This window comes from Pseudomonas citronellolis (assembly GCF_029335315.1).
Lineage (GTDB): Bacteria > Pseudomonadota > Gammaproteobacteria > Pseudomonadales > Pseudomonadaceae > Pseudomonas > Pseudomonas citronellolis_A.
In genome coordinates, this window is the sequence record NZ_JARJLT010000242.1 from 1 (window position 1) to 22,074 (window position 22,074).

Sequence of the window (22,074 nt, forward strand, 5' to 3'; positions counted from 1 at the left end):
GCCCGCTGGAGACCCGAGCATGAGCGACATCATCCGCCGCGACCCACGCGCCGAGTGGATCGCCCGCAACCGCCTGCACCCGCTGCACGCGGCCATGCAGTCCGCCCAGGGCGGTGAGGCGCGCTGGATGGGCCCCAACGGCCTGGTCCGCAAGAACCCCCACGCGGTCGGCTTCATCGGCCCCAACGGCCTCCGCCGCATCGACCGCTCCGGCGGCCAGCAGGGCGGCGGCGGCAAGCGCTCCAGCGCGCCGGACGTGGTACAGCTGCCGCTGCAGGTGATCGAGCAGCCGGCCTTCCACATCGCCGTGGTGCCGGACATGGTCGGCGGCCGCCTCTCCAGCCACGACCGCGACCTGCTGGGCCTGGCCCGCAAGCTCGCCGGCAGCGACGGCGCGGTGCTGGCCATCGTCTTCGGCGAACACAAGGAAAGCGCCTTCGACACCGCCGGCGTCGATCGCCTGCTGCAACTCGACGGTGACGAATACGACGGCTATGCCCCCGAACAACGGGTGCTGGCGCTGCGCGCGGTGGACGGCCAGTTCGCCCCGCGCCACTGGCTGCTGCCGGACAGCCGCACGGGCGGCGGCGAGCTGGGCCGGCGCCTGGCCGCCAGCCTTGGCGAGCGCCCGGCCACCCGCGTCTGGCAGGCCGAAGGCGAACGCTGCGTGGGCCGTGCCGGCGCCGGCCAGCAAGACCTGCAACGGCCGCTGGCGCGGTTGATCCTGGCCGCCGCCGAGTGCGCCGAGCCGGTCAGCGAGACCCGCCACGAAGCCCGCCCGCTCAGCCTGGACGCCAAGGTCGCGCGCAATCTGCCGCGCATCGAGGACCTCGGCCCGGTGGCCGTGGACCCGGCGCGAATCCCCATGGCCGAGGCCGAATTCATCCTTTCCGGCGGCAACGGCGTGAAGGACTGGGACCTGTTCCACCGCGCCGCCGTGGCCCTCGGTGCCACCGAAGGCGCCTCGCGGGTGGCGGTGGACGACGGGCACATGCCGCGTAACCGCCAGGTCGGCGCCACCGGCACCTGGGTCACCGCGCGGGTCTACCTCGCTGTCGGCATCTCCGGCGCCATCCAGCACCTGCAGGGCATCGGCGCCTGCGACAAGGTGGTGGCGGTGAACATGGACCCCGGCTGCGACATGATCAAACGTGCCGACCTGTCGGTGATCGGCGATTCCACGGCGATCCTCCAGGCGCTGATCCGTCTGGCCGAGGAGTATCGCCAGGGAGGCGCGCGCGATGCGGCCTGACGCAAGGCGCCGGGCCCCCGCGTTCGCGGGGGTGACGATGCTGGAGACAAGGCACGTGGCAAACCCCGTCATTCCCGCGCACGCGGGAACCCAGTGACTCTGTAACCACGGCGTAGAGAACCCATCATGACCGACCTGAACATCGTCGCCCTGGTCTCCATCGGCGCCCACCCGTCCTCCGGCCGCGCTCGCCGCGCCGAGCAGGACGCCCGCGCGGTCGAACTCGGCCTGCGCCTGGCCGGCAAGCGCCTGCAGGTGCTGCATGCCGGCAACCCGCAGGAAGAGGCGCTGCGCAGCTACCTGGGCATGGGCCTGGACGAGCTGGCGGTGCTGGAACAACCGGCCGGCGCCGATGCCCTGCCGGCGCTGGTCGACTACCTCGACGGCGCCGGTGCGCAACTGGTGCTCACCGGCAGCCAGGCCGAGACTGGCGAGGGCTCGGGCATGCTGCCGTTCCTGCTCGCCGAACGCCTGGGCTGGCCGCTGGTGGTGGGCCTGGCCGAGGTGGAGGCGGTCGAGGGTGGCAGCGCCCAGGTGCTGCAGGCCTTGCCGCGCGGCCAACGGCGTCGGCTGAAGGTGCGCCTGCCGTTCGTCGCCAGCGTCGACAACGCCGCTCCGGTGGCGCGCCAGAGCGCCTTCGGCCCGGCGCGGCGCGGCTTCATCGAGGCCCATGAAGTGGAGGTGGTGGAGGACGACCTGCTCGCCGCCGCCAGCCTGCAACCGGCGCGCCCACGGCCCAAGCGGCTCAAGGTGATCAAGGCGAAGACCGGCGCCGAACGCATGAAGGCCGCCACCGCCAAGGCCTCCGGCGGCACTGGCCAGGTGCTCAAGGACCTCTCGCCGGAAGCCGGCGCCGAGGCCATCTTCAAGCTGCTGCGCGAAGAGGGCGTGATTCGCTGAGCGGCTTCCATCGCCCCGTAGGGGCGGGCCGCGCCCGCGATTCGCGCGCAGGGCGCGCGCCTGCGTCGAAGGCGGCCATGGCGATCGCCGCCAAGTCGCTGAAACGACACGAAAATACGAGTCTAAGCCATTGAATTGACAGCATACTTTCCGTCAGAAAAGCCCGCATTTTCCTGGCCGCAGCGACGACTTTTCTTTATCCTCCGCGACCTTTACCACGGCCTCGGAGACTCCCATGCTCGACAGCACTATCGAACAGCTCGAACAACTGGTGGCTGAGCTGCTGCAGCAGAACAAGCAACTGGCCGACGACAACGCCCAACTGCGCGAAAGCCTGGGCAAGGCCGGCGAAGACAACGACGCCCTGCAACTGCAGATGATGGAGCAGGAAGAGAAGCACAACGCCACCGCCGTGCGCCTGCAGGCCCTGGTCCGCCGCGTCAGCGACAGCCGCGCCAGCGCATGAACAAGGACGGCGTGCGCGTCCTGCGCATCCTCGGCCGCGAGTACAGCATCAAGGCGCCGGCCGGCGAGGAACATGCGTTGCAGGAAGCCGCCGCCCTGCTGCAGGCAGAGATCACCGCCAGCAAGCAGAAGTTCCCCTACGTCACCAGCAACGAACTGTTGCTGCTCAGCGCCCTGAACCTCTGCGCGCGCCAGCTGGCGCCGCGCGAGGACGCCGAAGAAGACGAAGCGCGCGCGGTGGAGCGCCTGGCGGCGCTCAACCGCCGCATCCGCGCGCACCTGCAGTCGCAGGACTGAGCCCCTTCCGCGCTCCGCCACCCGACGTAGGGCGGATAACGCCCCAGGCGTTATCCGCCATTCCCCAGGCCGGCCGTGGCTCCGCAAATCAACGCCTGTGCGGCGGATAACCGCGAACGGTTATCCGCCCTACGGATCGCTTCGCCCTCAAACCCCGGACGAAAAAAAAGGGACACCACAAACCGTGGTGTCCCTATGAATGGAGAGAGGGCTGAATATCCTCTCGACCGGTGAGACGTGGCGCTGCGGGTAAACCCGTCGCGCCGGGCATAAAAGAAGGGACGGGGGATAACCCATCCCTGAAGGGTGAGAGGCGGGTACTGCCCCTCGACCGGTGAGTCGTGCCCGGCTCGCGCCGGGCGGTACATCAGGCGCGCAGCGGGATCAGGCGCGGAGCGATCATGTTCTCCGGGCGCAGGATGTCGGCCAGGGTGGCCTCGTCCAGCAGCTGTTCCTCGCGTACCAGCTCCAGGACGCCGCGGCCGGTTTCCAGCGCCACCTTGGCGATGCGGGTGGCGTTCTCGTAGCCGATGTACGGGTTCAGCGCGGTCACCAGGCCGATGCTGTGCTCCACCAGCTGGTGGCAGCGCTCGACGTTGGCGGTGATGCCGGTGATGCAGTGCTCGCGCAGCATGTCCATGGCGCGTTGCAGCAGGCGGATCGAGTCGAAGATCTTGTAGGCGATCAGCGGCTCCATCACGTTCAGCTGCAGCTGGCCGCCTTCGGCGGCGATGGTCAGGGCCAGGTCGTTGCCCATGATCTCGAAGGCGACCATGTTGACCGCCTCGGGGATCACCGGGTTGACCTTGCCCGGCATGATCGAGCTGCCCGGCTGGCGCGCCGGCAGGTTGATCTCGTTGATGCCGGTGCGCGGGCCACTGGAGAGCAGGCGCAGGTCGTTGCAGATCTTCGACAACTTGACCGCGGTGCGCTTGAGCATGCCGGAGAACAGCACGAAGGCGCCCATGTCCGAGGTGGCTTCGATCAGGTCGGCGGCCGGGACCACCGGCTGGCCGCTGATGGCCGCCAGGCGCTGGACGGCCAGGTGCTGGTAGCCGGGGTCGGCGTTGATGCCGGTGCCGATGGCGGTGCCGCCGAGGTTCACTTCGGTCAGCAGTTCCGGGGCCAGGCGGCGCAGGCGGTCGAGGTCTTCGCCGAGGGTGGTGGCGAAGGCGTGGAATTCCTGGCCGAGGGTCATGGGCACCGCGTCCTGCAGCTGGGTGCGGCCCATCTTCAGTACGCTGGCGAACTCCACGCCCTTGGCGGCGAAGGCCTGGATCAGGCTGTCGAGGCTGGCCAGCAGCGAGTCGTGGCCGAGCAGCAGGCCCAGGCGGATGGCGGTCGGGTACGCGTCGTTGGTCGACTGCGCCATGTTCACGTCGTTGTTCGGGTGCAGGTACTTGTACTCGCCCTTGGCGTGACCCATCGCTTCGAGGGCGATGTTGGCGATCACTTCGTTGGCGTTCATGTTGGTGGAAGTACCGGCGCCACCCTGGATCATGTCGACCACGAACTGGTCGTGGAAGTCACCGCGGATCAGGCGAGCGCAGGCTTCGCTGATGGCGGCGTGTTTGTCGCTGGGCAGGTGGCCCAGCTTGTGGTTCGCATCGGCCGCGGCCTGCTTGACCATCGCCAGGGCGACGACCAGCTTCGGGTAGTGCGACAGCGGCACACCGGAAAGGCGGAAGTTGTTCACAGCGCGCAGGGTCTGGATGCCGTAGTAGGCGTCAGAAGGTACTTCGAGGGTGCCGAGGAGGTCTTTCTCGATGCGGAACGATGCAACAGGGGACATGATGAGAGTTTTCTCAGGAGGACACGGCCAGCGCCGCGATGCCCGGTAGACTAGGGATTTCGCCGATCGTCGGCCAATGCTGTTGGAAGCTGCCTCATGCACAAACGGCATAATGTATTCTGTGACCACCTGATGACGGCGAGCGTGTGGCCGTGCTACGCGCGCCCGGTCATCTCTGACCGATCGATCAACCCCATCCCGCCGCGCCGGGAGGAGACGACGTGAACCTGGAAACCAAATGGCTGGAGGACTTCAGCACCCTGGCCACCACCCGCAGCTTCTCCCAGGCGGCGGAAAAGCGCTTCGTCACCCAGCCGGCGTTCAGCCGGCGCATCCGCAGCCTGGAGGACGCCCTCGGGCTGACCCTGGTGAACCGCCAGCGCACGCCCATCGAGCTGACCGAGGCCGGCCAGCTGTTCCTGGTCACCGCGCGCGCGGTGGTCGAGCAGCTCGGCCAGGTGGTGCGCCATCTGCACCACCTGGAAGGCGGGCAGGGCGAGGTGCTGCAGTTCGCCGCCGCGCACTCCCTGGCGCTGGGCTTCTTCCCGGCGTGGATCGCCCGGCTGCGCGCCGAGGGCCTGAACATCGCCAGCCGCCTGGTGGCGACCAACGTCGGCGAGGCCGTGCACCTGCTGCGCGAGGGCGGCTGCGACCTGATGCTGGCGTTCTACGACCCGGACGCCGCGCTGCAGATGGACCCGGAAGTGTTCCCCTCGCTGCACCTGGGCCGCACCGAGATGCTGCCGGTGTGCGCGGTGAACTCCGCCGGCCTGCCGCTGTACGACCTCGACAGCGGCCAGAGCGTGCCACTGCTGGCCTACAGCGCCGGCGCCTTCCTCGGGCGCGGGGTCAACCTGCTGCTGCGCCAGCGCAACCTGCGCTACACCACGGTCTACGAGACGGCCATGGCCGACAGCCTGAAGAGCATGGCCATGCAGGGCATGGGCGTGGCCTGGGTGCCGCGCCTGAGCATGGAGGCGGAGCTGGCGCGCGGCGAGCTGGCGGTGTGCGGCGGCCCGCACTGGGTGGTGCCGCAGGAAATCCGCCTGTACCGCTGCGCGCTGGTGCGCAAGGCGCAGATCCGCCTGCTCTGGCGCAAGCTGGAGGGTGGCCTGGGCCTGGGCGAGACCGCCTGAGAACCTTTCCACGATCTGCTGCGCGCGCTCGCCTGTATCTGCCTGGTCCTGCGCTGGTTCGCGAGATCGTGAACAGGCCCCGAGGCGCGGACGATCGGGGCTATCCTGCTTATTTGATAAGCATTATCATTTGCGGTCTTTCCAGGGTCTTCCCCTCGCGCCGGTTCCGGCGCGGACCGCTGGCGAGCCCGCAGCCCCATGTCCGACCACGAGTCCCCCGCGCGCTCCAGCGAGCCGGCGGCGCCCGGCGAAAGCGCGCGGCGCGAGGACTTCCTGCGCGTGTTCCTCAGCCAGCGGCCGCGCATGGAGGCCCTGGTGCGGCGCCGCGTGGGGTGCCGGGCCACCGCGGCGGACCTGGTCCAGGAGCTGTTCCTGCGCTTCTGGAAGCGCCCTCAGGCACCGGTGGAGGAGCTGGGCACCTACCTGCTGCGCAGCGCGCGCAACCTGGCCATCGACCACCTGCGCGGCGAGGATTCCCGGGGCCGCACCCTGAGCGTGCTGCTGCCCGACGAGGACGAAGCGCAGCCCTCTCCGGAACAGGCCGTGCAGGCCGGCGCCGAGCTGGAGCGGGTCGAGGCGGCGCTGCGCGCGTTGCCCGAACGCACCCGCCAGGTGTTCCTGCTCAGCCGCGTGCACGGCCGCACCTACGGCGAGATCGCCGACGCCATGGGGGTTACCCGCAGCGCCGTGGAAAAACATATGATGCGCGCCCTCGATGCCTGCAAGGCGAGCCTTGCGCCCGCCGCACCGGCCGCCCGCAGCGGAGCCCCACGCCATGACGCCTGACACCCCGACCCTCCCGGCCGACGCCCGGCGCCAGGCGCGCCTGTGGCTGGCGCGCGTGCACGGCGGCGAGGCGGATGCCGGGGCGCTGCGCCGTTGGCTGGACGAGGCCACGGAACACGCCGAGGCCTACGCCGAAGCCGAAGCCCTCTGGCGCCTCAGTGAAGGCCCGGCGCGGCGCCTGGCGGCGGAGGAGGGCGACACCCTGCAGGCCTACCTCGACGCCATGAACACGCCGGCGCCACGCGTGGCGCGGCGCAACCCGCGCGCCTGGCTCTACCCGCTGGCCAGCGCCGCCTGCCTGCTGCTGATGCTCTGGGCCGGCGGCTGGTGGCAACCGGGGCGCTGGTACACCGACCTCTCCGCCGACTACGTGAGCGCGCCGGGCGAGGTCCGCGTGGTGTCCCTGGCCGATGGCTCGACCCTGACCCTCGACGCCGACAGCGCCGTGGCCGTGTCCCTGGACGGCGAGCAGCGCCGTGTCGATCTGCTGCGCGGCGCCGCCTCGTTCGCGGTCAGGCACCTGGCCAAGCCCTTCGTGGTGCGGGTGGGCGAGGGCGAAGCGCGGGTGCTGGGCACCGAATTCGAAGTCCGCCGCCTGGAGCGGCAGGCCCGCGTCACCGTGGCCGAGGGCCGCGTCGCGGTGCGCGCCAGCCAGGCCGTGGGTGCGCCGGAAGCGGTGCTGGGCGCCGGCGAGCGGGTGGCCTTCGACAGCGCCCTGGGTACCCCGGAGGCCGCCGACAGCCGCGCTGCGCTGGCCTGGCGCCAGGGTTGGCTGACCTTCTACCGCGCGCCCCTGGGCGAAGTGCTGGAGCGCCTGGCGCCCTGGTACCCGGGGCGCATCCTGCTGCTCGACGACGAACTGGCGCAGCGTCGGGTCAGTGGCAGCTTCCCCAGCCATGATCCGCAGGCGGCGCTGGATTCGCTGCAGGCGGTGGTGGGCTTCCGCCAGCAGCATCTGCTCGGGCGTTTCGTGCTGATCCGCTGAGCCGCGAAAAAATTTGCGCCGGGCACTGAGGTACCGGCGGGGCTGCTCCGTGTAGTGGGCATGAATGCGATTTATTCGCAGTCGCAATCCGCCCTTCGAGTCCCGAGAAGCCCATGACAGCGCAGCGTCCCCGCACCACCCTGAAGCCCCTGACCCTCGCCCTGCTCGGCGCCCTGGCCGGCGCCGCGAACCTGCCGGCGCAGGCCGCCGAGCCGGCCGCCGCGACCCTGGCGTCGCGCTACGCCTTCACCCTGGCCGCGCAGCCATTGCCCCAGGCGCTCAGCGAGTTCAGCCGGGTCACCGGGCTCAGCGTGGTCTACACCGAGGACGCGCCCTATGCCCTGCAGGCGCCGGCCGTGCGCGGCCAGTACAGCGCCGCCGAGGCCCTGGAGCGCCTGCTGGCCGGCTCCGGCCTGCGCTTCCGCCCGCTGGACGGGCGCAGCGTGACCCTCGAACGCGTTCCCGCCGACGCCCTCAGCCTCGGCGCCACCACCGTTTCGGCCCAGGCCGCCGCCGAACAGGGCTACCAGCCGGCGCCGTACAGCTCGATCAACCGCGCCGGCACCGCGCTGATGGAGACCCCGCAGAGCATCGTCACGGTGCCGGCCCAGGCGCTGCGCGACCAGCAGCCGCGCAACCTCGACGACGCCCTGAACAACGTCAGCGGCGTGACCCAGGCCAACACCCTCGGCGGCACCCAGGACGCGGTGATGAAGCGCGGCTTCGGCGACAACCGCGACGGCTCGATCATGCGCGACGGCCTGCCGTCGATCCTCGGCCGCAACCTCACCGCCAGCGCCGACCACGTCGAAGTGCTCAAGGGCCCGGCCTCGCTGCTGTACGGCATCCAGGACCCGGGCGGGGTGGTCAACGTGGTGAGCAAGAAGCCGCAGCTGGCGCAGTACAACGCCGTGACCCTGCGCGGCAACACCTACGCCCATGGCAAGCAGGGCAGCGGCGCGCAGATCGACAGCACCGGCGGCATCGGCGACACGCCGCTGGCCTACCGGCTGATCATCGACCACCAGGACGAGAACTACTGGCGCGACTTCGGCCAGCAGCGCGAAACCCTGGTGGCGCCCTCGCTGGCCTGGTTCGGCGACGCCACCACCGTCACCCTCAGCTACGAGCACCGCGAGTTCAAGACGCCCTTCGACCGTGGCACGGCCATCGACCCGAAGACCAACAAGCCGCTGGACATCCCGCGCACCCGGCGCCTGGACGAGCCGTTCAACATCACCGAAGGCCGCTCCGACCTGACCCGCCTGGACATCGACCACCAGCTCGATGAGCAGTGGAAGGCCAACCTGGCCTACGGCTGGACCCGCGAGACCTATGACGACAACCAGGCCCGCGTGACCGCCGTGAACAGCGACGCCGGCACCGTCACCCGGCGCGTCGACGGCACCCACGGCGCGGTGAGCAGCGACAGCTTCGCCACCGCCTCGCTGCTCGGCGACCTGCAGCTGGGCGGCTTTCGCCACGAGCTGGTGTTCGGCGCGGACAGCGAGAAGCGCAAGATCTTCCGCGCCGACCTGATCCGCAGCACCAGGACCAACACCCTGGACTACAACGACCCGGTCTACGGCACGGTGTCGCCGGCCACCCAGGTCAGCGCCAGCGAGAGCGACCAGACCGACAAGCTGCGCAGCGACTCGCTGTTCCTGCAGGACTCCTGGCACCTGGACGAGCACTGGATCCTGGTCGCCGGGGGGCGCTACCAGATGTTCGACCAGTACGCCGGGCGCGGCCGGCCGTTCCAGGCCAACACCGACCTCAACGGGCAGAAGTGGGTGCCGCGCGGCGGCGTGGTGTACCGCATCGACGACCAGTTCTCGCTGTACGGCAGCTACACCCGCTCGTTCAAGCCCAACTCGACCATCGCGCCGCTGTCCACCGGCCAGGTGATCGACTCGGCGATCAAGCCTGAGGAAGCCAGTTCCTGGGAGATCGGCGCAAAAATGGACATTCCGGGGTGTATCAGCGGCAACCTGGCGTTCTTCGACATCCGCAAGCGCAACGTCATGGTCAACCAGCTCGACAGCAATGGCGACACCGTGGTGCGCACCGCCGGCAAGGTCCGCAGCTACGGCGCCGAACTGGACCTGGCCGGCCAGCTGAGCGAGCGCTGGAGCCTGCTCGGCAGCTACGCCTGGCTGGACGCCGAAGTGACCGAGGACCCGGAGCTGGAAGGCAACCGCCTGCAGAACGTGGCCAAGCAAACCGCCTCGCTGTCGGCGGTGTACGACGCCGGCAGCCTGTTCGGCGGCGACAGGCTGCGCCTGGGCAGCGGCGCCCGCTACGTCGGCAAGCGCGCGGGCGACCCGGCCAACTCCTTCGAGCTGCCGTCGTACACGGTGGCGGACGCCTTCGCCAGCTACGACACCCAGCTGGGCGGGCACAAGGTCGGCCTGCAGTTCAACGTGAAGAACCTGTTCAACCGCGAGTACTACCCGTCGGCGGCGAACAAGTACTACGTCGCCGTGGGCGAGCCGCGGCAGTTCGAGGTCTCCACCACCCTGGAGTTCTGAGGGTAGGAGCGAGCAAGCTCGCTCCTGCAAAAGCCAGGCGCAGCCGGGATCGCTCTCTCCTCAGGACATCTCCACCACGATCCGCCCCTCGATCTGCCCGGCGCGCATCCGGTCGAGAATGGCGTTGATGTCTTCCAGCTTGCCCGCGCTCACCGTGGCCTTCACCAGGCCCTCGCCGGCGAAGTCCAGCGCCTCCTGCAGGTCGGCGCGGGTGCCGACGATGGAACCGGTGATGTGCAGGCCCTTGAGCACCACGTCGAAGATCGGCGTGGGGAAGTCGCCCGGCGGCAGGCCGACCAGCGACACCGTGCCGCCGCGCCGGGCCATGCCGATGGCCTGGCCGAAGGCGCTGTTGGACACCGCCGTCACCACCACGCCGTGGGCGCCGCCGATGTCGCGCTGGAGCACCTCCACCGGGTTTTCCTTCTTCGCGTTGACCGTCAGGCTGGCGCCGAGCTTGCGCGCCAGCTCCAGCTTGGCGTCGTCCACGTCGACCGCCGCCACGTGCAGGCCCATGGCCTTGGCGTACTGCACCGCCACGTGGCCGAGGCCGCCGATACCGGAGATCACCACCCACTGGCCGGGGCGCGCCTTGGTTTCCTTCAGTGCCTTGTACACGGTGACGCCGGCGCAGAGGATCGGCGCGATCTCGGTGAAGCCGACGTTCCTGGGCAGGATGCCGACGTAGTTCGGGTCGGCCAGCACGTATTCGGCGTAGCCGCCGTTCACCGAATAACCGGTGTTCTGCTGGCTCTTGCAGAGGGTTTCCCAGCCGGTCAGGCAGTGTTCGCAGCAACCGCAGGCGGTATACAGCCAGGGCACGCCGACGCGGTCGCCTTCCTTCACCCGGGTCACCCCGGCACCCACCGCGGCGACGTAGCCGACGCCCTCGTGGCCGGGAATGAACGGCAGGCTCGGCTTCACCGGCCAGTCGCCCTCGGCGGCGTGCAGGTCGGTGTGGCAGACGCCGGACGCCTCGATCTTCACCAGCACCTGGCCGGGGCCGGGCAGCGGCACCTTCACTTCTTCCAGGCGCAGCGGTTCGCCGAAGGCGTGGACCACCGCGGCTTTCATGGTCTTGGGCAGGGTCGTGGACATGCTGGGGCTCTCCTTGTGCAAACGAACGGGGGCGGGCGAAAGCCGGTCTGCGCCGCGGGTTCGGACCAGTCTGGACCCTTGAGCCTAGGCGATATTGAGCTGGAGCAAGAGCGAGTCGTCTCATCCCTTGGTAGCAGCCCTTGGTAGCAGCCGCCCAACGGCCGCGCGCGGGCTCCACGAATGGCGCGGCCTTGCGGTATACTGCGCCGCCTCCGAACCGGCCCCGCTCGTCGGTTCGTCCATGTACAAGCCACGCCCGGTCTCCGAACGCGTGGCTTGTTGGTTTTTGACGCGCCGGCCGGCGCACCACCAAGAGGCACGACGATGAGCGTACTGGTTGGCGTGATCATGGGTTCCAAGTCCGATTGGAGCACCCTGAGTCACACCGCGGACATGCTGGAAAAGCTGGGCATCCCCCATGAAGTGAAGGTGGTTTCCGCCCACCGCACCCCGGACCTGCTGTTCCAGTACGCCGAAGAGGCCGAGGGCCGTGGCATCGAGGTGATCATCGCCGGTGCCGGCGGCGCCGCCCACCTGCCGGGCATGTGCGCGGCCAAGACCCACCTGCCGGTGCTCGGCGTACCGGTGCAGTCGTCCATGCTCTCCGGCGTCGACTCGCTGCTGTCCATCGTGCAGATGCCCGGCGGCATCCCGGTCGCCACCCTGGCCATCGGCAAGGCCGGCGCGATCAACGCCGCGCTGCTGGCGGCGAGCATCCTCGGTGGCAAGCACCCGCAGTACCACGACGCGCTGAAGCAGTTCCGCAGCGCCCAGACCGAATCGGTGCTGGACAACCCCGACCCCCGCGAGGCCTGAGCAGAACCATGAAGATCGGTGTCATCGGTGGCGGCCAGCTGGGCCGCATGCTGTCCCTGGCGGGAACCCCGCTGGGCATGGACTTCGCCTTCCTGGATCCGGCGCCGGACGCCTGCGCCCAGGCCCTGGGCGAGCACATCCGCGCCGACTACGGCGACCAGGAACACCTGCGCCAGCTGGCCGACGAAGTGGACCTGGTGACCTTCGAGTTCGAGAGCGTGCCGGCCGAGACCGTGGCCTTTCTCTCCCAGTTCGTCCCGGTGTACCCGTCGGCCAACGCGCTGCGCATCGCCCGTGACCGCTGGTTCGAGAAGTCGATGTTCAAGGACCTGGGCATCCCCACCCCGGCCTTCGCCGACATCCAGTCCCAGGCCGACCTCGACGCCGCCGCGGCCAGCATCGGCCTGCCGGCGGTGCTCAAGACCCGCACCCTGGGCTACGACGGCAAGGGCCAGAAGGTCCTGCGCAAGCCCGAGGACGTGACCGGCGCCTTCGCCGAACTGGGCAGCGTGCCGTGCATCCTCGAAGGCTTCGTGCCCTTCACCGGCGAAGTCTCGCTGGTGGCGGTACGCGCCCGCGACGGCGAGACGCGCTTCTACCCGCTGGTGCACAACACCCACGAGAACGGCATCCTGCGCCTCTCCGTGGCCAGCACCGACCACCCGCTGCAGGCGCTGGCCGAGGACTACGTCGGCCGCGTGCTGGGCGAGCTCGACTACGTCGGCGTGCTGGCCTTCGAGTTCTTCGAGGTGGACGGCGGCCTGAAGGCCAACGAGATCGCCCCGCGCGTACACAACTCCGGGCACTGGACCATCGAAGGCTCCGAGTGCAGCCAGTTCGAGAACCACCTGCGGGCGATCGCCGGGCTGCCGCTGGGCTCCACCGCCAAGGTCGGCGAGAGCGCCATGCTCAACTTCATCGGCGAAGTGCCGCCGGTGGCCGAAGTGCTGAGCATCGCCGACTGCCACCTGCACCACTACGGCAAGGCCTTCAAGGCCGGGCGCAAGGTCGGCCATGCCACCCTGCGCAGCGCCGACCTCGCGACCCTCAAGGCGCGTATCGGCGAAGTCGAAGCCCTTATCAGCAAGGGCTGACATCCCCGGCCGCCCGTCTCTCATGGCGGGCGGCCGCGCGGAACGCCAAGCTTTCCTACACTGTCAGACAAAGGGCTCGCCGGTTGGCGCGTCCACCCACAGGAGGGAAAGCCATGGGCTTCATCGGAACCATCGTCATCGGTCTTATCGTCGGCCTCATCGCCCGCTTTCTGAAGCCGGGTGACGACAGCATGGGCTGGATCATGACCATCCTGATCGGCATCGGCGGCTCGCTGCTGGCCACCTATGGCGGCCAGGCCGTGGGCATCTACCAGGCCGGGCAGGCGGCCGGCTTCATCGGCGCGGTGGTCGGCGCGGTGATCCTGCTGGTGATCTACGGTCTGCTGAAGAAAAACTGAGGCGACGCGCCGCGCCGGACGGCGCCTGGCGCTGGTCATTTGCCCGGCGATCCCGAAGAATGTGCGCCGATTTCCGCTCGCCCGGCCCGGGCGGGCGGTGCGCCACATTTTCCTGCCTGGTCGCCCGCCGCGGCGCCCGAGAGTGCCTTTCATGCGCCGTACCCTGCTCGCCTGCAGCTTCGCGCTGCTCACCGGCCTGGCCCATGCCGCCGACATCCCTGAAACCGACTGGCTGCAATTGATGCCGCCCAGCGACCGCAAGGCGCTGGAAGAGATGCCGGAAATCGACCACAACAGCCCGGAAGCCGCCGGCACCTTCACCCAGAAGAATGGTGGCCTGAAGCAGAAGGGCAAGCTGCCGCAGGTGATGTTCTCGACCAAGACCGTGGCCAGCCTCGACGGCAAGCAGATCCGCCTGGGCGGCTACCCGGTGCCGCTGGAGAACGACGCCAAGGGCCGCGTCACCGAGTTCTTCCTGGTGCCTTACCCGGGCGCCTGCATCCACGTGCCGCCGCCGCCGCCGAACCAGATCGTGCTGGTGCGCTACCCCAAGGGCATCAAGATCGCCGACATCTACAGCCCGCTGTGGGTGACCGGCAAGCTGAAGGTCGAGAAGGTCAGCAACGAGATGGCCGACGCCGCCTACGCCATGGACGACGCCAAGGTGCGCGCGGTGCAGGAGAGCGACCTCTAGCAGCGCGCAGCACAAGCTCCGTAGGGCGCATAACGCCACCGGCGTTATCCGCCGATTCGGCGAACGGCGGATAACCGCGAATGGTTATTCGCCCTACGGGTTTTCCAGGGCCTCGCTCCAGATCTCCACGCTCATCGTCTCGCTGCGCCCCGGCGCCACGCTCAGTACGTCGTCCCACACCCGCGCCGTCTCGATGCACAGCATGCGCTGCCAGGCGTCGTCGGCGAATTGCGAGAGGCGCTGCGACTTGTCCACCCAGGGGTTCCACACCACCGCCGAGCGCGAGTGGCTGGCGGCGATGTGGATGCCGCGGTTCCACTGCGGGTCGCGGATCACCAGCGGGCGGTCGACGTCCAGGTAGATGCGGTCGGTCTCGCCCTGGATGCGCACCACGCCGTCCTGGCGGCGCTCTTCCCAGTTCTCCAGGGTCTCGATGTAGCGGCAGCCCTGCAGGCCGTCGATGCTCACCTGGCGGGCGTCGCTGACGGCGAAGTAGGTGTGCAGCGCCTGGCTCAGGGCCAGGGGTTTGTCGCCGAGGTTGCGGGTGGTCAGCTCCAGGCCCAGGCGCTCGCCGAAGCGCATCACCAGGCTCAGTTCGGCGGCGTGTGGCCAGCCGGGCAGGCCGTGGCGGGCGTCGAATTTCCAGTGCACGGCCAGCGCGCCCTGTTCGTCGGCGATGTCTTCCAGCTGCCAGTCCACGCCGCGTACCAGGCCGTGGGCCGGCGGCTGCTCGCCCTGGTATTCGGTGCGCACCTGCACCGGGTTGCGCGTCAGGTCGCCGAACCACGGCCAGCACACCGGCGCGCCGCCGCGCACGGACTGGCCGTGACGGTATCCGGCCTGTTCGCTGAGCCACACCAGCGGCGGCTGCTCGTGGGGCTGGTAGCTGAGCAGCTGGGCGCCCTGCTGGGCCACCAGCGCTTCGCCGAATTCGGTGTGGATACGCCAGCAGGGCAGCTCGTCGATGGTCGTCTGTTCGACGCGGGGGGTGGTGTATGGGCTGCTCATGGGGGCCTCCGGCACAGCAAGGGGAAAGGATTCAGTATCACCGATCCCCTGGCGGCCGGGCAGTTCCCCGAAGTTGCTTTTTTCAGCCCTGGCGCAGGCTTTCCAGGCCGCGCTTCTGGCGGCCGTCGGCGGCGAAGTTGGCCGGTTCCAGCCAGGCCTCGAAGGCCGCCCGGCGCGGTGCCCATTCGCTGTCGAGGATGGAGAACCAGGCGCTGTCGCGGTTCTGGTCCTTGACCACCATGTGCTGGCGGAAGGTGCCCTCGTAGACGAACCCCAGGCGCTCGGCGGCGCGCATCGAGCGGGCGTTGCGCGAGTTGCACTTCCACTCCAGGCGCCGGTAGCCCAGCTCGAAGGCGCGCCGGGCGAGCAGGTAGACCGCCTCGGTGGACGCCGGGCTGCGCTGCATCACGCGGCCGAAGGCGATGTGGCCGATCTCGATCACCCCGTCCTTCGGGGTGATCCGCAGGAAGCTCAGCAGGCCGGTCACGCGGCCGCTGCTGCGCTCGCGCACGGCGTAGAACTGCGGGTCGGCGCTGGCCGCGTTGGCGGCGATCCAGGCGTCGAAGCTCGCGCGCTCGGGGAAGGGGCCGTAGGGCAGGTAGTCCCACAGCAGCGCGTCGGATTCCGGGCCCTGCAGCGCGTCCCAGAGGTCGTCGGCGTGGCGCGCGGCGTCCAGCGGTTCCAGTTGCAGGTAGCGGCCTTCCAGGGTTTCCCGCGCGGGGGCGGGCACCGGCTGCCAGTGCAGGACGGGGTGCGAATCGGTCATGGCGGCGCTCCGGTCAGAGAATCTTGCGGTACTGGACGAAGCCGGAGCGGTCGGCGATCCGGTCGTACAGGTGCATGGCGTCGGTGTTGCTCTCGTGGGTCAGCCAGTGCACCCGCGAGGCGCCGGCGGCGCGCGCCGCGGCGTAGACGTGCTCGATCAGCTCACGGCCGACGCCGCCGCCGCGCAGGCCTTCGTGGACGTACAGGTCCTGCAGGTAGACGTAGTCGCCCTGGGTCCAGCAGGAGCGGTGGAAGATGTAGTGGACCATGCCCACCGCCTCGCCATCGCGCCAGGCCAGCGCGGCGTGCATGGGCTCGGCGGGGTCGAGGAAGCGTTGCCAGGTCAGGGCGCTGGTGGCCTCGTCGATGCTGGTCTTGTAGAAGCGCTGGTAGCCCTGCCAGAGGGGCAGCCAGGCGGCGTGGTCGTCCGCGCTGACGAGGCGGATGTCGAGCGATGCGGTCATGGTGTGGCCTTTGTGCGAGTGGTCTGGATGCAGACTAGTTCGGGAATTGGTTCCGCAAAAGAGCCATTCATGCTCCAATTGAAAGGTCCAATCAAAAGGTCCATTTCCGGAGCCCGCGATGAACGCCCCCTTGCCCTTCGATCCCTCCGGCATCCGCCTCGACCCCGGCAAGGGCCTGGGCCTGCAACTGTTCCAGGCGCTGCGCGAGCGTATCCTCGACGGCCGCCTCGGCGCCCGCTCGCGGCTGCCGGCCAGCCGCGACCTGGCCGCCGCCCTCGGGGTGTCGCGCAACACCGTGGTGCGCGCCTACGAGCAGCTCTACGCCGAAGGCTACATCGAGGGCCGCACGGGCGATGGCACCTACGTCGCCGAGCGCGTGCAGCCGCGCAGCGCGCCGCTGCCGCTGCCCGGCAAGGCGCCGGAAGTGGCGTCCCTGGAGCGTCTCCAGCGGCACCACCTGCCCAAGCCGCCGAGCGGCGCGCCACGGGCGTTCCGGGTGGGCGTGCCGGCCTTCGACCTGTTCCCCTTCGAGACCTGGGCGCGTCTGCAGGCGCGTTTCTGGCGCGACCCGCCGGCCGACTGCCTGGGCTATGGCGACGCCGCCGGCGAATGGCGCCTGCGCGAGCTGATCGCCGCCTACCTGCGCAGCGCGCGCGGCCTGCATTGCGAAGCGGGGCAGGTGATCGTCACCAGCGGTGCGCAGCAGGCCATCGCCCTGTGCGCCCAGGTGCTGCTCGCCGAGGGCGACGGCGTGGCCATCGAGAACCCCGGCTACCGCGCCGCCGGCCACGCCTTCGCCACCGCCGGCGCGCGCCTGCACGGCGTGGCAGTGGACGCCGACGGCTTGCGCACCGAGCAGCTGCGCGAGCTGCCGGGCTGCCGGCTGGTCTACGTCACCCCGTCGCACCAGTACCCCACCGGCGTCACCCTGTCGCTGGCGCGGCGCCTGGCGCTGCTGGAGTGGGCCGAACGCAGCGGCGGCTGGATAGTCGAGGACGACTACGATGGCGAGTACCGCTACGCCGGTACCCCGCTGATGCCCCTGGCGGCGCTGGACCGGCAGGACCGCGTGCTCTACGTCGGCACCTTCTGCAAGATCGCCTTCCCGGCGCTGCGCCTGGGTTACCTGGTGGTGCCGCCGGGCCTGGCCGAGGCCTTTTCCCGGCGCCGCGCCCTGGACGTGCGGCATTCGGAGGTCGGCACCCAGCGGGTGATGGCCGACTTCATCGCCGAAGGGCATTTCCAGCGCCATGTGCGGCGCATGCGCCGGGCCGCCCGCGCGCGACGCGACGCCCTGCTGCGCGGCTGGCCCGAGGTGCCCGGCTGCGCGCCGATGCCGACGGTGGAGGCGGGGCTGCACCTGTGCGTGCGGGTGGAGAGCCGCGAGCGCGAGCGCTGGCTGGTGGAGCGCGCGCTGCAGGCCGGGGTGGAGGTCAACGCGCTGAGCGACTACTGGCTGCCGGAATCCCGCGAGCCCCCGGACGAGCGCGCCGGCCTGGTCATGGGCTTCGCCGCCGTGCCCGAGGCGCGCATCGCCGAGGCCCTGGCCTGCCTGCGCAAGGCCTGGCGCCGAGGGTGATAGAACCGTCGGCTATGAGCTTGGAAGCTATCCTCAGTTGGCGCTGCGGGGTGGCATCCCTAAAATGCCGTCCCTTCGAAAAACGTCCTCCGAGGAGTTGATATGAGCCTCGCCATCCCGGCCACGCCCGAACGCCAGTTCGGCGCCCCTCTCATCGCCGCCGGCCTGCTGCTGCTCGGCGCGCTGTTCCTCGCCCAGGCGGTCAGCGGCCGCCAGGCCGTGCTGTTCCTGGTCGGCGGCGCGCTGGGCCTGACCCTCTACCACGCCGCCTTCGGCTTCACCTCGGCCTGGCGGGTGTTCATCCGCGAACGCCGGGGCGCCGGCCTGCGCGCGCAGATGGTGATGCTGGCGCTGGCGGTGCTGCTGTTCTTCCCGGCGCTGGCGGCCGGCACGCTGTTCGGCGAGCCGGTGAAGGGCCTGGTGTCGCCGGCCGGGGTCTCGGTGGTGTTCGGCGCCTTCATCTTCGGCATCGGCATGCAGCTGGGCGGCGGCTGCGCTTCCGGCACCCTGTTCACCGTCGGCGGCGGCAACGCGCGGATGCTGGTGACCCTGCTGTTCTTCATCATCGGCTCGGTGGTCGCCACCCAGCACATCGGCTGGTGGTTCGCCCTGCCGTCGCTGCCGCCGACTTCCCTGGTGCAGTCCCTCGGGCTGTTCCCGGCGCTGGCCGTGAGCCTGGCGCTGTTCGCCGGCATCGCCGCCATCAGTGTGGTGCTGGAGCGCCGTCGCCATGGCGTGCTGGAACTGATCGGCAGCGACGGCGTGCATGGCTTCGGCCGCTTGCTGCGCGGGCCCTGGCCGCTGGTCTGGGGCGCGGTGGCGCTGGCGCTGCTGAACTTCGCCACCCTGGCCCTGGCCGGGCGCCCCTGGGGCATCACCTCGGCCTTCGCCCTGTGGGGCGCCAAGGCCTTCGAGGGCCTGGGCGTCGCGGTACACGAGTGGGGTTTCTGGCAGGTCGAGGCCAACGCCAAGGCACTGGCCGCGCCGGTGTGGCAGGACATCACCAGTGTCATGGACTTCGGCATCATGCTCGGCGCGCTACTGGCCGCCGGCTTCGCCGGGCGCTTCGCGCCAAGCCTGAAGATTCCCGCACGCTCGCTGCTGGCGGCGATGATCGGCGGCCTGCTGCTGGGCTACGGTGCGCGCCTGGCCTACGGCTGCAACATCGGCGCGTACTTCAGCGGCATCGCCTCGGGCAGCCTGCACGGCTGGCTGTGGCTGGTCGCCGCGTTCTTCGGCAACGCCCTGGGCGTGCGCCTGCGCCCCATCTTCTTCCCCGCCGAACGCGTGGAAGAACGCCTGACCGGCTGCTGACTCAAGTGGCCGGGCGCGGTTCGCGCTCGGCCCAGTAGGTCTGCTTGTGCCCGCGCGCCTGGTAGTCGCGGGCCAGCGCCTCGGCTTCCTCGCGGCTCAGTTCGCGGCGCACGACGAAGCGGTTGCCGTTGTCGTCCAGGCGCCACAGGCACCAGTTACGCGCGGCTTCAGGCATCGAAGGTGGAGGTCTTGCGCAGGCGCAGCGCGAGCATGATCAGCAGCACGCCGAAGAACACCGCGTAGGCGCCGATCACCCAGACCACCGCGACCGCCCCGGCACCCGGATTGGCGATCATCAGCACGCCGAACAGCACCGACAGCGCCCCGGACAGCCCCAGCCACCACTCGTTGACCAGGCTCTTGCGCAGGCGGAACGCGGCGATGATCTGCAGCACCCCGGTGGCAAGCGCCCAGCCGGCGATCAGCATGAGCAGGCCGAGCGCGGTCAGTTGCGGCCAGAAGAACGCCACCAGCCCGGCCAGCACGCCCAGCGCGCCGACCAGCCACAGCGGCCAGATCGGCCGTTGCGACTCGCGCATGTTCGCCGCGGCGATCAGGGTGAACAGGCCGTCGACGAAGGCGTAGGCGCCCCAGACGATCACCAGCACGGTAAGGGCGATGCCCGGCCAGGCGATGGCCAGCACGCCGAACAGCACGGCGGCGACGCCGCGCAGGGCGATCCATTTCCAGTGTCGGCCCAGGGCTTGCCACAGGGGATGATCGTTCATGGGTTTCTCCAGCGGGGTTCGCCAGAAACCATAGCAGCCCTGCGCCAGAGGGCCGGAGCGAAAAAGAAAGCCCGGCGTAAAGCCGGGCGAAAGGGCCTGCCATGGGCAGGCGGGTGGCGTCGGGCGGGACGCCACCGGGGAGCCGTGGTCAGCCGGCGGCCAGCTCGCCGCCCGCTTCCGGGCGCTTGCCGTGCAGGCGCTCGTAGTCGGCGTGCATGGCCTTGTAGAGGCCGAACATGAACAGGATCAGCACCGCCGAGAACGGCAGGCCGGCCAGCACCACCACCGTCTGCATGGCGGTGAAGTTGCCGGCGAAGAGCAGGCCGATGGTCACCAGGGTGACGATCGCCGACCAGAGGATGCGCAGCCAGTTCGGCGCGTCCTCGTCGAGGTCGCCGCCCTCGCGGGACAGGTTGGCCAGCATCACCGAGCCGGAATCCGCCGGGGTGAGGAACAGCACGAAGCCGACGAAGATCGACATGCCGATGACGATCTTGGCGAAGGGGTAGTGCTCCAGCAGCAGGTAGATCGACATCGACGGCTGCTCCAGGGCGGCCTTGCCGAGGTCGACGGCGCCGTGGTTCATCACCAAGTCCACCGCGCTGTTGCCGAACACCGAGAGCCAGGCCAGGGTGAAGCCGAGCGGGATCAGCAGCACGCCGCAGACCAGTTCGCGCACCGTGCGCCCACGGGAAATGCGCGCCACGAACATGCCGACGAAGGGCGCCCAGGAAATCCACCAGGCCCAGTAGAACAGGGTCCACAGGCCCAGCCATTCCTCGCTCTTGGCGGCGCTGCCACCGGTGTAGACGTAGAGGTCGAAGGTCTTCAGCACCAGGCCGTTGAGGTAGTCGCCGAGGTTCTGCACGAAGCCGTTGAGCAGTTCCAGGGTCGCGCCGCAGGCCAGCACGAACACCAGCAGCGAGCTGAACAGCACGATGTTCAGGTTGGACAGCCGGCGGATGCCTTTCTCGATACCCGACACCGCCGCCAGCGTGGCCACCAGGCTCATCACCAGCAGCACGATCAGCAGGGTGGTCTTCGAATGCTGCATGCCGGTCAGGTACTCCAGGCCGGAAGACACCTGCAGCGCGCCGATGCCCAGGTTGGTGACCAGGCCCAGCAGCGTGACGAAGATGCCGAAGATATCCACCGCGTGGCCACCGGCGCCCTTCACCCAGCGCTCGCCGAGGATCGGCAGCAGCGCCGAACGCAGCGCCAGCGGCTGCCGATGGCGGTAGGCGAAGTAGCCCACCGCCAGGCCGACCAGGGCGTAGATCGCCCAGCCGTGCAGGCCCCAGTGCAGGAAGGTCAGCTGCAGCGCCTGGCGCGCCGCCTGCGGGCTGCCGGCGACGCCTTCGGGCGGGTGGTAGAGGTGGTCGATCGGCTCGGAGGCGGCGAAATACAGCAGCGAGATGCCGATCCCCGAGGAGAACAGCATGCCGGCCCAGGCGCCGTAGCTGAAGTCGGGCCGCTCATGGTCGGCGCCGAGCTTCAGCGTGCCGAAGCGCGAGAAGGCGATCCACACGACGAAGAACAGGTAGGCCCCGATGGCCAGCATGTAGTACCAGCCGAAGCTGTGCGAGAGCCAGGCCTGGGTGCGGGCGAGGGCGGCACCGGCGCTGTCGGGGAAGAACATCAGGATGGCGGTCAGAACCAGGATCAGGGCGGTGGAGCCGAAGAACACGATCGGGTTCAGACGGGCCTGCTCGTTTGTTTTTCTTGGCGAAGCAGAACTCATTTTTCAGGGGGACCCCATGGCAGTGAACGCATGGCGGCCGGCGACAGTGCGCGAGGCACGGCGACGGGCCGCGAACCACAGACACAGCATTGCCGCCGCGACACTTCCAAGCAGGATTCTGCGATCCTTGCCGGTTTGGACGCATCGCGGTGATGAACGGCTCGGGCCCGCTTGCACGCAAGGGCTCGGGAGGGTTCACGGAGCGCAGCTTATTCTTAGTTGATTGAACGTTCAATAAAAACAAAATAGACTGGCCCACATTGACGCCGG

22 protein-coding genes are annotated in these 22,074 nt (G+C 69.6%); 14 read left to right on the forward strand and 8 right to left on the reverse strand.

The window, feature by feature from the left end; translation table 11 throughout:
• The first annotated feature begins 19 nt into the window (after positions 1-19).
• From P3W75_RS18390 to P3W75_RS18405, 4 genes are all read left to right on the forward strand, one after another.
• Entirely contained in the window at positions 20-1,252 is a 1,233-nt protein-coding gene (locus P3W75_RS18390) for an electron transfer flavoprotein subunit alpha/FixB family protein (RefSeq protein ID WP_276228750.1), read from the forward strand.
• Between the two features lie 126 nt (positions 1,253-1,378).
• Positions 1,379-2,152 carry an electron transfer flavoprotein subunit beta gene (locus P3W75_RS18395; RefSeq protein WP_276228751.1) on the forward strand — a complete coding sequence of 258 codons (774 nt, stop codon included), beginning with the start codon at positions 1,379-1,381 and terminating at the stop codon, positions 2,150-2,152.
• Positions 2,153-2,387: 235 nt separating this feature from the next.
• Positions 2,388-2,618, forward strand: coding sequence for a hypothetical protein (locus P3W75_RS18400; RefSeq protein ID WP_276228752.1), 231 nt, complete (start codon positions 2,388-2,390; stop codon positions 2,616-2,618).
• Positions 2,615-2,914 carry a cell division protein ZapA gene (locus P3W75_RS18405; RefSeq protein WP_276228753.1) on the forward strand — a complete coding sequence of 100 codons (300 nt, stop codon included), beginning with the start codon at positions 2,615-2,617 and terminating at the stop codon, positions 2,912-2,914. Before P3W75_RS18400 ends, P3W75_RS18405 begins: the two co-directional genes overlap by 4 nt.
• Positions 2,915-3,281: 367 nt before the next feature.
• Here the strand turns inward: P3W75_RS18405 and aspA are convergent, their stop codons facing one another.
• Positions 3,282-4,706: an aspartate ammonia-lyase gene (aspA, locus tag P3W75_RS18410; protein WP_276228754.1), complete on the reverse strand. Its 1,425-nt coding sequence runs from the start codon at positions 4,704-4,706 to the stop codon at positions 3,282-3,284.
• 221 nt (positions 4,707-4,927) lie between these two features.
• Here aspA and P3W75_RS18415 point away from each other — a divergent pair, with 221 nt between their 5' ends.
• From P3W75_RS18415 to P3W75_RS18430, 4 genes are all read left to right on the forward strand, one after another.
• Positions 4,928-5,842 (forward strand): LysR substrate-binding domain-containing protein, encoded by a 915-nt coding sequence (locus P3W75_RS18415; protein ID WP_276228755.1) that lies wholly within the window; start codon positions 4,928-4,930, stop codon positions 5,840-5,842.
• A gap of 198 nt (positions 5,843-6,040) precedes the next feature.
• A complete protein-coding gene (locus P3W75_RS18420) occupies positions 6,041-6,628 on the forward strand; it encodes an RNA polymerase sigma factor (protein WP_276228756.1) in 588 nt (195 codons plus the stop codon).
• Positions 6,618-7,613: a FecR family protein gene (locus P3W75_RS18425; RefSeq protein WP_276228757.1), complete on the forward strand. Its 996-nt coding sequence runs from the start codon at positions 6,618-6,620 to the stop codon at positions 7,611-7,613. Before P3W75_RS18420 ends, P3W75_RS18425 begins: the two co-directional genes overlap by 11 nt.
• A gap of 113 nt (positions 7,614-7,726) precedes the next feature.
• Complete coding sequence (locus P3W75_RS18430; RefSeq protein WP_276228758.1) at positions 7,727-10,144, forward strand: TonB-dependent siderophore receptor; 2,418 nt, start codon at positions 7,727-7,729, stop codon at positions 10,142-10,144.
• Positions 10,145-10,204: 60 nt separating this feature from the next.
• On the opposite strand, the gene adhP is transcribed toward P3W75_RS18430, so the two are convergent.
• Positions 10,205-11,242 (reverse strand): alcohol dehydrogenase AdhP, encoded by a 1,038-nt coding sequence (adhP, locus tag P3W75_RS18435; RefSeq protein ID WP_276228759.1) that lies wholly within the window; start codon positions 11,240-11,242, stop codon positions 10,205-10,207.
• 324 nt (positions 11,243-11,566) lie between these two features.
• Here adhP and purE point away from each other — a divergent pair, with 324 nt between their 5' ends.
• The 4 genes from purE (at position 11,567) to P3W75_RS18455 (ending at position 14,205) form a co-directional block, all read left to right on the forward strand.
• Positions 11,567-12,058: a 5-(carboxyamino)imidazole ribonucleotide mutase gene (gene purE / locus P3W75_RS18440; RefSeq protein ID WP_276228760.1), complete on the forward strand. Its 492-nt coding sequence runs from the start codon at positions 11,567-11,569 to the stop codon at positions 12,056-12,058.
• Between the two features lie 8 nt (positions 12,059-12,066).
• Positions 12,067-13,152, forward strand: coding sequence for a 5-(carboxyamino)imidazole ribonucleotide synthase (locus P3W75_RS18445; protein WP_276228761.1), 1,086 nt, complete (start codon positions 12,067-12,069; stop codon positions 13,150-13,152).
• 113 nt (positions 13,153-13,265) lie between these two features.
• Positions 13,266-13,511: a GlsB/YeaQ/YmgE family stress response membrane protein gene (locus P3W75_RS18450; RefSeq protein ID WP_276228762.1), complete on the forward strand. Its 246-nt coding sequence runs from the start codon at positions 13,266-13,268 to the stop codon at positions 13,509-13,511.
• 151 nt (positions 13,512-13,662) lie between these two features.
• Positions 13,663-14,205, forward strand: a complete 543-nt coding sequence (locus P3W75_RS18455) for a DUF3299 domain-containing protein (RefSeq protein WP_276228763.1) — start codon at positions 13,663-13,665, stop codon at positions 14,203-14,205.
• Between the two features lie 93 nt (positions 14,206-14,298).
• Here the strand turns inward: P3W75_RS18455 and P3W75_RS18460 are convergent, their stop codons facing one another.
• From P3W75_RS18460 to P3W75_RS18470, 3 genes are all read right to left on the reverse strand, one after another.
• Complete coding sequence (locus tag P3W75_RS18460) at positions 14,299-15,213, reverse strand: D-hexose-6-phosphate mutarotase (RefSeq protein ID WP_276228764.1); 915 nt, start codon at positions 15,211-15,213, stop codon at positions 14,299-14,301.
• Between the two features lie 82 nt (positions 15,214-15,295).
• The gene (locus tag P3W75_RS18465; RefSeq protein ID WP_276228765.1) at positions 15,296-15,979 is read right to left on the reverse strand and encodes a GNAT family N-acetyltransferase; all 684 of its coding nucleotides are present in this window, start codon (positions 15,977-15,979) and stop codon (positions 15,296-15,298) included.
• 13 nt (positions 15,980-15,992) lie between these two features.
• Positions 15,993-16,442, reverse strand: coding sequence for a GNAT family N-acetyltransferase (locus P3W75_RS18470; protein ID WP_276228766.1), 450 nt, complete (start codon positions 16,440-16,442; stop codon positions 15,993-15,995).
• A gap of 118 nt (positions 16,443-16,560) precedes the next feature.
• Between P3W75_RS18470 and P3W75_RS18475 the strand changes: the two genes are divergently transcribed.
• Positions 16,561-18,021, forward strand: coding sequence for a PLP-dependent aminotransferase family protein (locus P3W75_RS18475; protein WP_276228767.1), 1,461 nt, complete (start codon positions 16,561-16,563; stop codon positions 18,019-18,021).
• A gap of 102 nt (positions 18,022-18,123) precedes the next feature.
• Complete coding sequence (locus P3W75_RS18480) at positions 18,124-19,335, forward strand: YeeE/YedE family protein (RefSeq protein ID WP_276228768.1); 1,212 nt, start codon at positions 18,124-18,126, stop codon at positions 19,333-19,335.
• Position 19,336: 1 nt separating this feature from the next.
• Here the strand turns inward: P3W75_RS18480 and P3W75_RS18485 are convergent, their stop codons facing one another.
• The 3 genes from P3W75_RS18485 to P3W75_RS18495 form a co-directional block, all read right to left on the reverse strand.
• Positions 19,337-19,510, reverse strand: a complete 174-nt coding sequence (locus P3W75_RS18485) for a hypothetical protein (RefSeq protein ID WP_276228769.1) — start codon at positions 19,508-19,510, stop codon at positions 19,337-19,339.
• The gene (locus P3W75_RS18490; RefSeq protein WP_276228770.1) at positions 19,503-20,063 is read right to left on the reverse strand and encodes an HdeD family acid-resistance protein; all 561 of its coding nucleotides are present in this window, start codon (positions 20,061-20,063) and stop codon (positions 19,503-19,505) included. Before P3W75_RS18490 ends, P3W75_RS18485 begins: the two co-directional genes overlap by 8 nt.
• A 148-nt stretch (positions 20,064-20,211) precedes the next feature.
• A complete protein-coding gene (locus P3W75_RS18495; protein ID WP_276228771.1) occupies positions 20,212-21,750 on the reverse strand; it encodes a BCCT family transporter in 1,539 nt (512 codons plus the stop codon).
• Positions 21,751-22,074 lie beyond the last annotated feature (324 nt).